Annotated in this window: 11 protein-coding genes, 1 tRNA gene and 1 pseudogene; 6 read left to right on the top strand and 7 right to left on the bottom strand. The window is 33.9% G+C overall.

Features of this window, described 5'->3' with window-relative positions; translation table 11 throughout:
* Positions 1-83: 83 nt before the first annotated feature.
* Positions 84-287, bottom strand: coding sequence for a SlyX family protein (locus tag ACFIMX_RS03810; RefSeq protein ID WP_375618716.1), 204 nt, complete (start codon positions 285-287; stop codon positions 84-86).
* Between the two features lie 456 nt (positions 288-743).
* Between ACFIMX_RS03810 and ACFIMX_RS03805 the strand changes: the two genes are divergently transcribed.
* Positions 744-819, top strand: a tRNA-Thr gene (locus ACFIMX_RS03805).
* An 87-nt stretch (positions 820-906) separates the two neighbouring features.
* Here the strand turns inward: ACFIMX_RS03805 and ACFIMX_RS03800 are convergent.
* A pseudogene (locus ACFIMX_RS03800) lies at positions 907-1,104 on the bottom strand (DNA-binding protein).
* Positions 1,105-2,132: 1,028 nt separating this feature from the next.
* Between ACFIMX_RS03800 and ACFIMX_RS03795 the strand changes: the two are divergent.
* Positions 2,133-2,795 (top strand): lysozyme, encoded by a 663-nt coding sequence (locus ACFIMX_RS03795; protein WP_375640705.1) that lies wholly within the window; start codon positions 2,133-2,135, stop codon positions 2,793-2,795.
* Entirely contained in the window at positions 2,792-3,019 is a 228-nt protein-coding gene (locus ACFIMX_RS03790; RefSeq protein ID WP_375618608.1) for a hypothetical protein, read from the top strand. Before ACFIMX_RS03795 ends, ACFIMX_RS03790 begins: the two co-directional genes overlap by 4 nt.
* A 1,783-nt stretch (positions 3,020-4,802) precedes the next feature.
* On the opposite strand, the gene ACFIMX_RS03785 is transcribed toward ACFIMX_RS03790, so the two are convergent.
* Positions 4,803-5,156: a hypothetical protein gene (locus tag ACFIMX_RS03785; protein WP_375640704.1), complete on the bottom strand. Its 354-nt coding sequence runs from the start codon at positions 5,154-5,156 to the stop codon at positions 4,803-4,805.
* Positions 5,157-5,586: 430 nt separating this feature from the next.
* On the opposite strand from ACFIMX_RS03785, the gene ACFIMX_RS03780 reads away from it, so the two are divergent.
* Complete coding sequence (locus ACFIMX_RS03780) at positions 5,587-5,709, top strand: hypothetical protein (RefSeq protein ID WP_375640703.1); 123 nt, start codon at positions 5,587-5,589, stop codon at positions 5,707-5,709.
* A 1,087-nt stretch (positions 5,710-6,796) separates the two neighbouring features.
* Here the strand turns inward: ACFIMX_RS03780 and lldD are convergent.
* Together lldD and ACFIMX_RS03770 are read right to left on the bottom strand one after the other, a co-directional pair.
* On the bottom strand, positions 6,797-7,948 hold the full coding sequence (lldD, locus tag ACFIMX_RS03775) for an FMN-dependent L-lactate dehydrogenase LldD (RefSeq protein ID WP_375694051.1): 1,152 nt from the start codon (positions 7,946-7,948) through the stop codon (positions 6,797-6,799).
* A gap of 1,119 nt (positions 7,949-9,067) precedes the next feature.
* Positions 9,068-10,156, bottom strand: a complete 1,089-nt coding sequence (locus ACFIMX_RS03770) for a 2'-deoxycytidine 5'-triphosphate deaminase (protein WP_375612382.1) — start codon at positions 10,154-10,156, stop codon at positions 9,068-9,070.
* A 238-nt stretch (positions 10,157-10,394) separates the two neighbouring features.
* Here ACFIMX_RS03770 and mutL point away from each other — a divergent pair, with 238 nt between their 5' ends.
* Entirely contained in the window at positions 10,395-12,248 is a 1,854-nt protein-coding gene (gene mutL / locus ACFIMX_RS03765; RefSeq protein WP_375634686.1) for a DNA mismatch repair endonuclease MutL, read from the top strand.
* 109 nt (positions 12,249-12,357) lie between these two features.
* A complete protein-coding gene (locus ACFIMX_RS03760) occupies positions 12,358-12,594 on the top strand; it encodes a DUF2093 domain-containing protein (RefSeq protein ID WP_375608064.1) in 237 nt (78 codons plus the stop codon).
* Between the two features lie 19 nt (positions 12,595-12,613).
* Here ACFIMX_RS03760 and lpxK read toward each other — a convergent pair whose 3' ends face one another.
* Both lpxK and waaA read right to left on the bottom strand, forming a co-directional pair.
* Positions 12,614-13,654, bottom strand: a complete 1,041-nt coding sequence (gene lpxK / locus ACFIMX_RS03755) for a tetraacyldisaccharide 4'-kinase (RefSeq protein ID WP_375694050.1) — start codon at positions 13,652-13,654, stop codon at positions 12,614-12,616.
* Entirely contained in the window at positions 13,644-14,966 is a 1,323-nt protein-coding gene (waaA, locus tag ACFIMX_RS03750; RefSeq protein WP_375667492.1) for a lipid IV(A) 3-deoxy-D-manno-octulosonic acid transferase, read from the bottom strand. The genes lpxK and waaA overlap by 11 nt, the downstream gene beginning before the upstream one ends.
* Positions 14,967-16,141 lie beyond the last annotated feature (1,175 nt).

Here is a 16,141-nt window from a genome sequence, read left to right as displayed (position 1 = left end):
CTTACTCCCATTGTGATACCCACCCTATTACATCTAAAAAAATCCAAGAGACTATTAGCAGAAAAATTTTAAGCACCTTCTCTCTATTGAGAAAATGGTAAAATAACAGCTTCAGTCACACTCTGTTCTTTTAAATCTGGGAATCGTTTCGCTAAAACATCAACTTTTTTAGATATCTCATCCAAACTTTTCCATTGATCAGTTACCACTCGAGAAAGTTCCTCAATGAATTTTTCTTGGTAAACTAGCTTCATTTCTAGTTCTATCAGCCGATCTTCATCCGACATGATTTTTACTCCCTCTTAAATAAAAAAACGTGATTAATTTTATTAATCCTTCTCCCTTTTTCTTCCCATAAAAATGAGAAGTAACTTTTCAAATAATTCTACTCATCTTATTTGCACATTATAAAAGGTTTATGATGATCTTTATTTTCCCAATCACTCTATGCAACAAATTTCTTTCTCAAGAACCAGAAAATGTTTTTATCTTTACTAAGATATCTTGACACCACTTTTCATCCTAAAGATCTACATTCCCAGCTTCTTAATTTAAGTGTTATCGTAAATTGGAAAGCATTTTATAGCATTAAGGTCAAAGAATACTTTCCTCTAACTTTTACATACTTCTCCTTTAAATTATTATCATATTTATAAATTATTGAAAAAATGCATTCTTGCTTTTATACGTACTTTTAGCTATTACCTTCAAATTAGTTTTGTCTCATTGACTTACAAACTTATGCCGCATTAGCTCAGTTGGTAGAGCACATCATTCGTAATGATGGGGTCGCTGGTTCGAATCCGGCATGCGGCACCATTTTATTTCTTAAACATATTGAAATATATAGATTTTTTATTTAATTATCTGTTTGAAGATTACCTTATAGGGTTTATACGATTTTATCTAATCTGTTGTTATTTGCTCCGTATTTTTCTCTGGAATAAATGCTAAAGTCTCTTTCTTTCTCAACCTCACTGCTCTCCCTAGCTTATATGGCTCCGGCCCCTGAAGCATCTAATGGCGAATCGTTGTTGTGGATATACTAAAAAGCTGTGCACACTAACGTATTATTACATATCTATTGCCATCATCAAATATCATCTCATTGCCTTTTTATTTTTTATGTTATGTAAATGGGCTGGGATGCTAGGAGGAGAGAGATTCCTATATTTTCAAGCAGCCTTTTGTCAAAATCTTTTGTGTCTCTTGTGCTATTGCCTCTAAAAAGATTTCAATAGCTTGATTGATTTGTTTAAGAGGCTGCTGGAAACGTAGCCAATACAACACCAGACAAAGATGATACCATTGGACCCGAACGCCCCACCAAATGCTTCATATGAAAAAGAAAATATATGAAACTGAACTATTTGTTCAAATTTATTACAGTACAATATTCTTAAAAAAACTATCAAATATCATTGGTCTATATATTGAATATGCTCCACTAATACATTGTTTCAGTTGGAAACAGACTGTAAGAGAGAAGAAATATCCATTATGTTTTTATGTAACAGTTTATTTGAAATCCTTCATAAAGGTATTTTTTTAATGAAATTAAGCAATTAGGAGAAAAAACAAAGAATAATTAAATTAACTATAGATTTTTTTATTAAATATGTATAATACGTTATGTATATGTTTTATTGATTCTAAGATAAATTTTAGATGTATGATGTTAAATTATAATGTTTTTTTGTTTTTATAAAAAAATTCTGTGGTGCAATTTATGAATTTTGAAATTACTTAAAAATCAACACCTAATTATTTCATTAATTATTATGTCTCTTATTTTTTGTTAAAAGTGCTTTTTGTCATCGGAATTATTGAAGTTTTTTCAAGTAGAGTTCTTTTAAATCATTCTAGATCAACTGTAAAAGTTTATGAGTGAAATCTATCTGATTATAAATGGAATTATTATAAAGTTTTTGTCTTTAGATGGAGATTAATTGCTGCAAAATGAATAGTATTTAGCATAAATCTTTATTCAAAAAAATGATATGGATCTTAAAATAATCCACTATGGATGTTTTGAATTTATTATGCCCTTTCGCTGTTCTGTTCTTAAAAATGAGTAGATGTAAGTTTTTAATTCATATCCTGCTTTGTGTCGTTTTTTATAGGTAAAAATAATGCGAAAAATATCAAAAGAAGGGCTTGTATTGATTAAGCAATTGGAAGGCTTACGTTTATCAGCTTATGAAGATTCTGGTGGTGTCTGGACAATTGGTTATGGACATACAAGTGCTGCTGGTGCCCCAAGCGTCCACAAAGACATGCAAATTACGGAAAAAGAAGCTGAAAAAATCCTTTGTCAGGACTTGAGGGAGTATGAAGCTGTTGTTGAAAAAGCCGTTACCGTTCCTTTAAACGATGAACAATTCGCGGCATTAGTATCATTTTGCTATAATGTAGGAATCACAGCATTTCGCAATTCTACACTTTTAAAAAAGCTTAATAAAGGTGAATATGAAGCGATACCAACCGAATTGCAAAAATGGACAAGAGTAGGAGGAAAACGTATCCAAGGTCTTGTCAATCGCCGAGCAACCGAAGCAGGATTGTGGGCAAAAGGAGCTCATGTTGCCCCCAATTATCATGTAGTAGAACCAGAAGGCGTAACAGGTATTTGCAAAGTAGAAGCTCTTGCACCAATCATAGGTTCTTTTTCAGGGCTTGGAGGTCTTTTTGCAGGAAATGGTCCTGTTCAATGGGTTCTAGCAGGCATTATGGTTTTAGCTGCTTGTACGGCTATGATATACATTGCTAAGCGTTTTCAGGAACACCGCCTATGATTTTATGGATAAAAAAATATCTGACAATGACGTCAGCGCTCATAGCAGCTTTTCTTATAGCTTTAGTCAAAGCCTTTTTTCTTGGGAAAAAAGTTGAGAAGCAAAAGCAAACAAAAGAAGATTTCAAGATAGCGACAACACGGCTTGAGGTAGAAAATGAAATTAATAAGAAAAGTGATGCTGATGTGCGCACTAAACTTTCTAGCTGGTTGCGCGACGAATGAACGAACTTCTTGTATTGGATGGCTTCCAATTTATTTGAATCGACAAGATATCAATGTCATTAGTCCAAATTTGGCGAGAGATATTTTAAAACATAACGAACAAGGTGAACGTTTATGTGGTTGGAGAGATAAACGGAAAATAAAGTGATAAAAATATAATTCCTCTGAAACATCAATCAATGAAAAGATTTGAAAGAGGTGGATACATTCAGATTAAAAGTAAAAGCACTTAAAGGATTAAAACACTCTGGTGGTTGATTAGATTTAATTAGAGTGACTGAGATGTCTGAATTGAAACTAAAGGATTCAACAGATTGTGTTTGTGTAAAATGATTGAGTCTATTGATGTATTCTAAGGGCATCTTTGTTATCCTATCAAAAGAAGATGAGAAAAGATTTTATGGATTGCACTACTATCGTCGTTCAAAGAACTGATCATACACAAAGGTTCTGTTTTCAACAAAAATAATATCTAGGTGCTGGCATGCTTGAAGAAAAGCAATCTACGGAGCTATATAATGAATAATGGTAAGGCTTTTATGTGATTTGTAAATGACGTTGTTTCAGCTTCCTAATTATGTTGACGATAAGGCGAATACTTTCGCACTGTATCTGCTTTTTCACGCTAAAGTGGCGGGAAAAACATTGTGAATGATCTTGGCTGTTAATTTTTCTATAGGTAAATTCCCTATGTGGGAAATGACATGCAACTCCAGTTGAGAAAACCAACAACCATTTTTGCTTTTATTTTTTAACTTAGCTTTTTTACTTTCAAAAGTCGCCTAGCAATTTCTTGAAAAATATTGCTTTACTATTTTAAGATAATTTTTTCCTGAAATAAAATCCTTCTTTTAAAATATTACTGTAATATCTTGCAAACTCATGTACTGTTTTTAGAGAAAGTTTGTAATAAGACCGTGCTTTTCACGGCTTTTATTGTGATGTGTATAACGGAAAAGTTAAGAGTGCGTATTATCTTTTCGAACATTCAACTACAATCTTATTTCATCACAATATTTATCTTGAGAAGATACTTTTACAAAGATACTGATAATCTATAAATCGCTCTCCCCTAATTCACCTTCTCGCTCATCCTTCCATGCATTGCCCGTCCACTTTTTAAACCACCTTAAATTTTTGATATAAAATTTTTTCTTTAATTTTTATTTTTTATTGAATCATAAAAATGATATGTCTCAATCTCACCTCTATGCATCTTTATACGCTTTGATTCTTATTTCTAAAGCCCAGATTGCCTACATATCGTACTGTTTTTATATTTAATATATATTTTTAGATTTATTCTTAACTTGTTAGAAAAGTTTTTATATTTTGATAGAAATATCTTCTATCAGTTCACTTTTTTTAAAAGATTCTGAAAGGATTCTCAAAAAGTCTGCAAAGTTAAAGACTATTTAATACGTATTGTTTCTTTTTTAGAAATCAAAATTGGTGATGCCCCATTCCTTACCAGCAATTGTGTTATTTGCAGAGCAGTCTGTATAAGGTGGTGTAACCTCTTTTATAAAGTTAACTAAAGTTTTTTGAATTTCTAGCATATTGTTTAAAGACAAAAAACTCCCTCTTATTTATACAAGCAGCTCAGACATCGGCTGATAATCCTCCCGCTTATAAAAATCCTTTCTTTAATAACCCTCAAAACCACAATTAAAGTGAAGTGGTGAAAGATAAAACAAGATTTTTAGGCGATCATAACGCATAATAAAATCAAACTAGTCTAAATGTTCAATGCTAACACCTGCTAAACAGTGGAAAATAAGTTTTAGCACGCATTCAAATTGGAAGGGCTTCCCCCCCGCGCGCTACGATGGTTTTCTATTCTCATCGCACGATTTACATTCCCTCTAAAACTTAATCGCTGTAAATATAAAAATCTTGAAGCCCGTTCTAAATCCGTGAGAGTTTCTGGATCTTGCTGTATTAAACGTTGAAATTCCTCACAACTGCTCATCTGAAATGCTAACATTTTCATAAAAGGACGATAGTGGCGTTGTAACATCCCTAAAAAGTTTACGACATAACCTGAGAGATTATTGCTGATTTCAGGGGATAGAATCAATTTCTGCTCAAAGAAAATCTCACCCATACCAACAAAAAGGTTTAGTCTACATGCCATGAGGAATGTCCTCAAATAATTTTGATATTTTTTTGATCAAATTTCTTTTGTCACCAATATCAGCAGCAACTGTTGTGGAATTAATAGAATTATAATTTTTTATCTTAAAATGTATCCATCATTTTTTATATTCTTTCATCTATCTTAGCCTTCTTTTCACAGCTTCAAATGATAAAAAGTAACTGCAATGTTAAGTTGTTTTGCATCGAACAAATTTCTCGCAAACTATCCCTATTGGCTAGATGACAATCCATCCTCTATTTAAAGAGAGAAAAACTTTTCTTTTTTATTCAGCGATAAAGTGAATATTATCCAATTACTTACGAGTAGAAATTCGATCAAATAGAAACTGTAATTCTTTCTACTCTGAGTAATCTTGTACCCATTTATATAGGTTTAGGAAAGCGTGCTGTTATGAATATTCATAAAAATGCTTCAAAAATTGATATCAGCAAAACTTCTGTTTAAAAAAGGAAAAGATGTTCTCTTACTTGCTACTGAAGAAACTGTTCAGATTTGTCTTGATGTTGCTGAAGAGCTTCAAAAAACATGAAGTTATCCCAAAGCTTACAAGTGTGCCAACAATTCAACTTTGAGATAATAGATCAGTGCTAGAGTTATGCCAATCTCACCAATCTGTTGTTGCCTATGAAGAGCATAGCATCAATGGAAAAGCCTAGAGATGCAATTATTAAATCACTTATAGAACAAAACATTCTATGCCAATTTGTATCATTAGGAACACCTAACGACCCCATCTGCAATAAAAACAAACTGGATTTTTAATAAATTATGCAATCAATAGAGAAAGCATAAACAGTGTTAGCAATGACATACTATACAAAAAATATTCAACTGCTTCCTAATATGTTCGCCAGTTCAAAAACATCATAACTCATTGAGGATGCAAGAAAATAAGAAAGAAAAGCACATTAATTCACGCAGTCTTGCTCTCAGTAAACGAGCTTTTTTAAAGATTGTATGGGTATTTTTTTCATTGCTTAAAAATGTACTCCATAAAAAAATATCATATCCATATAATATATTACCAAATAAAATTAATATAAATAATATATAGATTATAGGAATATTATTTATTAGATCCATTTTTTATTATAATTATAGCTTTTAATAAATACATATTGACATTTTTAATAATTTTATTTATATATCATAATTAATATTATTCTATATTAAAATAAAACTAAATGAATCTTATAAATTTACGTTTTATGCTAATGTGGGAAATAATTAATTAACATATTATATTTTTATATATAGGAGGGAAAAATGCTCACAGCATTATTTATAGCTATTTTTTCTATATCAACAGTTGTTTTACCTTTAATATCAGCGCTTGTTCCTTTTTATCCGTAGAATGAGCTTTTAATAAAGTAAGTAAAAGATGTATTCAATGTTATTAGTGTTTTTTTTGTGTTTATTATTATTAAGATTTTTGCGTTAATTATTATTGTATTTACGGAGTATTATTTTAGTTACTGAGTATTTTCTGTATTTTTATAGAGGAGCTTTTTGATCTTTTCTATTTAAATTTAACTGTCAACATATTTGTAAAATATATAATTATGCTCCTCTATAAAAAGACTTTCTTTTTCTGAAAGCAGTATAACATATTGCTTTCATTGCTTAAAAACATCTATATTTACTAAACTCTTGCTTGTAATATCTTTGATTGTCTGAGTACCGGTCAGTGTCATAGCTACCCGCATTTCATTGGCAAAAAGATCAAGGAGATGCATAACACCTTTCTTACCTGCTGCTGCAAGCGCATAAACAAAAGCACGGCCAATCATAACAGCATCCGCACCTTGTGCTATCATGCGTACAACATCAAGACCAGAACGAACACCTGAGTCCGCTAAAATAGTCAAATGATCCTTTACAACATCCGCAATTGCAGGCAACGCTCGTGTTGTTGATAATACACCATCAAGCTGACGTCCGCCGTGATTAGAAACAACAATACCATCCGCACCAAATTTTACTGCTTCTCGTGCATCTTCTGGATCAAGAATACCTTTCAAAATCATTTTTCCTTTCCAAAAATCGCGAATCCATTGTAGATCATGCCAACCAATTGATGGATCAAAATTTGCACCAATCCAACCAACGTAATCATCCAATACAATTTTCTTTTTGAGATAAGCAGAGACATTTCCAAGATCATGAGGGCGCCCCATAACACCAACGTTCCAAGCCCAATATGGATGAGTCAAAGCTTGTAAAAAACGACGTAAACCAGCATAAGGACCAGACATCCCCGAATGCGCATCACGATAACGTGCACCAGGAACTGGCATATCAACTGTAAAAACCAACGTGCGTACACCAGCTAACCAAGCCCGTTCTAGTGCATCACGCATGAAACCGCGATCTTTGAGAACATAAAGTTGAAACCAAAATGCACCTCCAATCGCTTCTTGCACTTCCGCAATGGGACAAACTGAAACAGAGGATAGAGTAAAAGGAATCCCTTTTGCCGCTGCGGCACGCGCTGCTTTTACCTCTCCACGACGTGCATACATGCCCGTTAGCCCAACAGGCGCAAGTACAATCGGTAAATCAAGTGTCTGATCAAAAAGCTTGATTGAAAGATCAACTTCACCAACTTGCCTTAGAATCCTTTGACGCAGTGCAAGAGCTTGAAGATCTTTACAGTTACGTCGCATCGTTTCTTCAGCATAAGCCCCACCATCAATATAGTGAAAAAGAAAAGGAGGAAGACGACGCTTTGCTGCCTTACGATAATCAAGTGTTGAAGAAATAATCATTGATGGCACCATTGTTCCTAAATAAAAAGAGAAGATATCCTAAAACGCATAAAAGCGAATCCGTGACCTTCCTACTCGATATTCTCCCAAAACGCTCTATTGAATAGATAGAAGCAACAGAGATTGCAACTTTCTAAAAAAAACTAATTGATAAAAACAATGTCTTTATTTTTCCTATCCAAATTTAAAATCTCACAGTATGAAGTATCATTAATAACGTATCTACTCATATATTCTTCATGTGCAATTAAAATGTTATACTCTCTTTAAAGCAATCCCTCTTCGAAAGCGATTGCTCCGTAGCTTAATTAGTTATAATTTAAAGTTGCTTCTCCCTCCAAAGGTCCTTACATTATCAGTTATTAAGAATATAGAGTATCATTAAGTATAAACCATAATCTCCCCCAAAAGATGAAAAAATCCTTTATTAATACTGGAAATAAAGCTGTCGCATACATGCAGAAATCTTCTTATATCAATATTCAAAACTAAGATCTGTTACTTATTCATGCATAGTGCCTAATTCACATAAAGCATAAAAACTTTTAATGTTCATACCAATAGAAAATCTTCATATTTAATTGAATAATTTTCTAGCAATATTATATCTTGAGGCTATAAATGAGTTACTAAAATTAGAACAATGTTTATTGAAAATAATTGTTACTAAACTGGAGTGAAAACTTATTTATTAACTCTTAAGGATAATTTTTATACGGAATAAAATATACTGGTTATTACACTCTAGAAAAATTGAGTCAATTGCAGCATCCAATCTCGCATATTTACTTTGAAAAGTGAGTAGCTACTGTTATATTGAATTTTATTAACCTATTGATTTATTATAATAATAAATATGAATAACATATTGAATATAGTAAATTTTGTCATGATGAAATAATCAAAACTATTCTTTTGCACATCATAAATGGAGTTCGTATAGATAGAACCTCTTGAAAAAAGAAGTAAAAATGCCTCCCATACCCTCTCAAATGCAAGAGATGAAATAACCTTGAAAATTAAAATAGAATGCATGACGCCGGTTTTGCGAAGCACAAAATTTTTTTTATCTAAAATACGCTTTCTGCATACATGTTATCAAAATTCGTGGTTCCCAACTCATTTAAAATGCTTGGACAACTTTAAACCCTGTGCTTGATAATGTGATCCAACATCATGTCCATAAAGGGTTGATGGTCGATTAAGCATATGCTCATAGACCAAACGGCCAATAATTTGACCATGCTCTAAGATAAAAGGAACTTCATGGCTCCGCACTTCTAAAACCGCTCTTGCTCCTTTTCCACCCGCCTCCTTATGCCCAAATCCTGGATCAAAAAAGCCTGCATAATGCACCCTAAACTCGCCAACTAAAGGATCAAAAGGTGTCATTTCTGCGGCATAAAGCGGCGGCACATGAACAGACTCTCGTGAAACTAAAATGTAAAATTCATCAGGATCAAGAACCAACTCCCTTTGACCACGATCAAAAAGAGGTTCCCAAAAATCTAAAACGTGGGCAACGGCACGTTTATCAATATCAATAACACTTGTATGATGTTTACCACGATAACCTATAAGCCCGTTTTCGTCTCCCTTTAAATTAATGGAAAGACCAATACCACCAACACTAATATTAGGAAAATCATCCGATATCAGTGTTTCTTGCCTTTGCAAAGTGTGCAACTCTATTTCATTTAAATAACTTTGCCCTTTTCTAAACCGAAGCTGTGATAAATGTGAGCCTGTATGCACCAAAATTGGAAATGTGCGTGGACTAATTTCCAAATAAAGTGGACCATGATAACCAGCACAAATTTTATCAAATTCCTGAGCATTATCCGTAATGACACGTGTAAAAATATCTAATCGTCCTGTAGAACTTTTGGGATTGGCAACAGCAGATAAGAATTCTGGTAAAGCTAAACTTTCCAAAAGAGGAACAATATAAACACACCCCGTTTCCAAAACGGCTCCGTCTCGTAAATCAAACTCATGCAACTTTAACCGTTCAAGCTTATCCAAAACTTTTGTATCAGGTCCCGGCATAAAAGAAGCACGTATACGATAAGCTTTCTCCCCTAAACGAAGATCAAGACTTGCTGGTTGTATTTGAGATCTATCAAATGGATACTGAGCCTTGAGAAAGTTATTCTCAATCAAAGCTTGTATATCACTATCTGCTAAAATACCGCTTATACGCGCCATATATATTGCCTTCCCTTTTTACATTGTTTCTTTTTTTGACCTAGATGATAAATTGGTGCAAGCTATTTAAAGTGATAAAAACTATTTTTATGTTTTTTCCAACCGACTTGTTAACATAAAATAAAATAGGAGGTATTGTAAAAATAATACCTCTCATGCTCTCTTATTCTTGAATGTCGCGCAAATGATGTTATCATAATTTTCTATAGAACCCTTAAGTTTCCTGTTAGAATTTATTATGATTATACGCCATCTTAGCGAAAATATTATTAATCAAATCGCCGCCGGTGAAGTTATTGAACGACCAGCAAATGTTGTCAAAGAACTTGTTGAAAACGCTATTGATGCTGGTGCAACACGCATTGAAATTATTACAGCAAATGGTGGAAAAAATTTTATAAAGGTGAGTGATAATGGTTATGGAATTCCTGCAGATCAATTAACTTTAGCAGTTTCTCGCCATTGTACCTCAAAGATTACCGATGACGTACACAATATCTGCTTCCTTGGATTTAGAGGAGAAGCCCTCCCCTCTATTGGTTCTGTTGCTAAACTTAAACTCATTTCACGAACAAAAGATGCTGAGAGCGCTGCTGAAATTTCCGTTACTGCAGGAAAAATTGTAGGACCCAAACCAGCTGCTGCGAATCTTGGAACAATTGTTGAAGTTCGTGATCTTTTCTTTGTCACGCCGGCACGATTAAAATTTATGAAAACTGATCGGGCTGAAACAAATGCTATTAGCGATATGATTAAGCGAATTGCTATCGCATTTCCACATATCCGCTTTTCTCTTTCAGGACTAGACAGAACATCTATGGAATTGTCTGCTACAGAAAATAATATTCAAGGACAATTACAACGTATTACGCAGATTATGGGAAAAGAATTCGCCCCTAATAGCATTGCGCTGAATGCTGAACGCGAAGCGGTGCGCTTAACAGGTTTTGCCTGTTTGCCATCTTTCAACCGAAATAACAGCCTTCATCAATTTGCTTATGTTAATGGACGTCCCGTGCGTGATAAATTTCTATGGGGCGCTATCCGAGGCGCTTATGCTGATGTCATGACACGAGATCGTTATCCTGTCGCTATTCTTTTTATTGACCTCCCACCTGCTGAGGTAGATGTTAATGTTCACCCAGCCAAAGCTGATGTACGATTCCGTGATCCAGGATTAATTCGTGGTTTGATTGTTGGAGCTATTCGTGAAGCATTGCAACAATCTGGTATTCGTCCTACTTCAACCCGTTCTGAAGCAATGCTTGCTGCATTTCAAACACAACAATCATTGGCACAACAACCATTAGTCAGTTTTAAGAACACGCACCAGTTCTCTTCTTACAGTTCACAACCTCATCATTTTACCAGCGCTTCAATGGTCCAAAAACCATTGGATAGTACTCACTCTTTTGATTTAAAAGAAGATGCCGCTCCTATTATGGAGGGCTTAAATACACCAAGTGGGGATGCATACATTCCAAGCACGACATCTTCATCAGAAGAGTTATCTTATCCATTAGGAGCGGCCAGAGCACAAATCCATAAAAACTATATTATCGCCCAAACACAAGATAGTTTGATCATTGTCGATCAGCATGCAGCTCACGAACGATTGGTTTATGAAGCACTCAAAAATGCACTTTATTCCAAACCACTTCCTTCACAGTTATTACTTATTCCTGAAATTGTAGAACTCTCTGAAGAGGATGCAACATGCCTTTTAACGCATAAAGATGCTTTGCAAAAATTTGGATTAGGAATAGAACCATTTGGACCAGGAGCAATTGTTGTGCGTGAAACACCTTCCATGTTAGGAAAGATCAACGTCCAAGCCCTTATTAAAGATCTCGCAGATGAGGCCGCTGAGTATGATACAACAAATAATTTAAAAGCAATGCTTGATTATGTTGCAGCAACGATGGCCTGTCACGGCTCAATACGGTCAGGGCGCCTTTTACGCCCCGAAGAAATGAACACACTATTACGACAAATGGAGGCAATACCTAATACAAGTACATGTAATCATGGACGCCCTACTTATATTGAACTCAAATTGGCAGATATAGAACGGCTTTTTGGCAGAAAATAAGCCCTGCATCATTTTTACAAGAAAAATATTTTAAAATTAACTCTCGACTTTATAATACATTTTATGGCACTTTTCTTGAATCTCTTGTATCAAGTAAGAAGGAGTTATAATGTTTCCCAATGGTGAACGCGAAGCAAAAATTCATTATTCTAATAACGGATATGACATTATAGAATATGGTACCTATACCATTTGTGCTGTTAGCGGGCAAAAAATCCCTATAGATGATTTAAAATATTGGAATCATCACCGCCAAGAAGCATATGCTAGTTGTGAAATCTCCTATCAGCGCGAACTTGAGTGCAACCCATATCTCAAGCAATTGTTAAAAACAAAAGAAAAATAACCCCTCGAAAGCTATAAATTTAGCTTTTGCCTTTTAGACAAGAAAATTCAAGGGAACGTTTTCTAAAGCGGGTCATGACCTCTTCAAGGACCATACGACAGAAGTCTTTTTGAACAAAATCGACATTCACATCAAAGATAATAAGATTTTTCAAATCTTTTTGCATGTGAATTGTCTGTATACGGGTATAATCTTTAGCTGTTGTTGCTAGCCATAAATTGTGCATTTTAGCCTTTTGTATAAGGCTTTTTAAATTTTTATCTGTGAAAAAATAGTGGTCTGGATATATGTAAGTTTGCACCACATGACCAGACAATTCTTTAATAGATTTAAAAAATTTATCTGGATTGCCAATACCAGCAAATGCCAAAAATGATTTTCCTGAAACCTCATCAGAGGCACTGGCTTTAAGATGAGCACGATATAAAGGCTTTCCAGTACGCGAAACAAGAAAAGCGACATTATCAGGCGCATCGGAGTGACCAATCAATAAAACACTATCCATAAAAGAAAACTGCGTTTTTAATGGTACGCGCAAAGGTCCTGCTGGAAAGACAGCTCCATTACCAAAACCGCGCATCGCATCAACAACGAGTAACGCATAATCCATATAAAGACGGCGACTTTGAAATCCGTCATCCATTAAAATAAGATTACATCCCTCTTGTTTAAGCCGTTGTGCCGCTGCATAACGATTAGGTGATACAGCTACAAAAGCATGCCGTGCAAGTAAAAGTGCCTCATCTCCAACACTATATGGAGTATCATATTTTTCATTTACAAGATGTACCCCTTTAACTGATCCACCATAACCACGAGATACAATACCAGGTACGAAACCAAGTTCTTTAGCCACTTTTGTAAAAGCAATAACAACCGGCGTTTTACCCGCACCGCCACATGTAAAATTTCCAATACACAAAACTGGCAGATCAATCACGGGAGGCTGTCTTGTCATAAAACGACTTGAAAAATAACCATACCCCCATGAAACTGGAGCTAACATAAAACGCAAAAAGCTTTTATTTTTCCACCAAAAACGAGGGGCGCTAATATGCATATCTACCCTGACGCTGACGTAAACCTGTTTGTATTACAAGGGGTTGTAAAAATGGATCTAAAATCTTTAATGTGCGCTCAAATGCACCTGCCATACCTGTCGCCACTTCATGAGCCTTATCAACCATTTCTTGCCGCAATGTTTCATTTGTTAAAAGCTTATACACCTGAATAGCAAGCTGTTTTGTATCTTGAACCATATATGCTGCATCATGCGTTAGAAATTGTTTGAACATTTCTTGAAAATTTGAAACATGGGGCCCTGTCAAAATAGCGGAACCAAGCAAAGCCAATTCCAATGGATTGTGTCCACCATTTCCACATAACGATTTACCAATGAAAGAAACTTTCGATAAGCGAAGAAAAAGTCCCATTTCTCCAATTGTATCTCCCCATAAAATATCGGTATTCATGTTTGGAACAGCATCTCTACTCCTACGAATAAAACTTAACCCCTTATTATCGCATTTTCTGATAAGATCTTCTGAACGTTCAGGATGACGAGGCACAATAATTGTTAATAAATCTGGCAAATAATTTTTAACAATTTTATGGACCTCAAAAGCAATCTCCTCTTCCCCTTCATGCGTTGAAACAGCTGCCCAAACTGGGCGATTGCCGATAGCATTACGATAACGTGCAAGCAATTCTTGATTTTCAACCAGAAAAACATCAGCCTTGAGATTACCAGAAAACGTAACAGATTTTACGCCAAGTGTATGGTAATAAGCTACATCTCTTTCATTTTGACCAATCACCAAATCAATATCCTTAAAAATATGTTTGGCAAGAACACGTCGTTTTTGCCAAGCTTTAAAAGAACGTTCAGACATATGGGCATTAACCAAAATCTGCGGAATACGCATTTTTGCAAGTTCTTTAATACGAAGAGGCCAAATTTCTGATTCACAAATTAAGACGAGATCAGGCTTCCAATGACGAATAAAACGGCGCACTGCAAAATCTAAATCCAAAGGAGCATATTGATGAATCAACCTATTACCAAAATATTTTTTCACAAGAGTAGAAGATGTCACCGTCCCAGTTGTCATTAACACATTGATTTCCAATGATAAAATATAATTTATAAGTGGAACAAGTGCAAGTGTTTCTCCAACACTTGCTGCATGCAACCAAACTAACGAACCTTGGGGGCGTATATGAGAACTTTTACCTAAACGCTCTTTTTTGCGACACCACTCTTCTTTTCCACGAATAGCACGAAAGAACAAATAAAAAGGAATAACAGGACATAAGCAAAAACCAATCATTCGATAGCTTAAAAGAGCCGTATGTGCCTTTAATTCTACCATTTAAAATCACCTCATCCAGCTATTTTAAGATATCTATATACTTAATTTTGTTAAAAAATTCATCAACACTATTGGTTGCATCCATATTTTTTAATATCATCCATATCTTAAATAAAAAAAGCTTAACCCATGAGAAAATTCAATACATATACACATTATTTAAATCTCTTTTAATTAAATTTTGTAACTTATATCGATTTTATCACTTCATTCTGCACCCTATAAAAAATCTTACTCAAAAATAACAAAACTACATTTCAGTCGATTATAATTTTTAAAATATAAATGATAAATCTATGACATAGATTGTATCATTTTTTCAACACACTGAATAAATACTTCTTATGATTTTAGTGAGACTTTGAATTTTGCACGTTGGTATTTTAGAGAAAAAGCTTATTTTTACATATGTTAGGTATTGTCAATTTTTCAAAAAATAACCCATATAGACATTACAACCTAATATAAATACAATAAATAAAATGTGTTTAAAAGAAAGCTCAATCTCTATTATTTCATTCCAATAAAATGAATATGTCAAACTAATCTTAAAAAACTTTTGAATAGTATAGAGTTCTCATTTTAAATTGTGATATAATCTCTTAAAGGTAATCCAGAAAAATCTAATCTTGTTTAATAGAGAATTTCTTAAAAGTCTTAAAGCAATTTAAATAAGAGTTTTTAAAATTTTAAATCCTCTCTTTTCAGGAGATCGCATGACATATTATTCCTTTTAAGATTGTATATAATCAACACAAAATGATTAACTTATAGATTGTAGTTTTAAATAAGTACTCAAGAAACCCTTATGAGGTAAGTTAACCTCATAAATCTATTCAGTTTCTCTAAGTTTCTAATTTTGGTAAAGTTTCTAAAGACTTTCATGGTTTCTAAGCTTATAGTAATAACTCGTTGAAAAAATTCCAATAGATAAGTAACGAGTGCTAATAATCTCAACAGAGTAGTAATTGGTATCATTAATAATGCTACTCTTTTTATTAATCTTAACGCATTAGTGTCTCATACCCCATTCAAAAGCAGAGTGACTATTCACAATATAATCATAAATTTCAAGTGATAGCTGTCATGATAATATTGCTGTTGTAAATAGGTTGATAGAAACTGTCTTGCATTTTCATTAAGCGTAAAGATGATGGTGCAATAATGGATTTTAT

The sequence above is a fragment of the Bartonella sp. AD24XZML genome, assembly GCF_042196485.1.
Lineage (GTDB): Bacteria > Pseudomonadota > Alphaproteobacteria > Rhizobiales > Rhizobiaceae > Bartonella.
The sequence above is the reverse complement of the archived record's forward strand: the minus strand, read 5'-3'. Positions and strand labels throughout refer to the sequence as shown.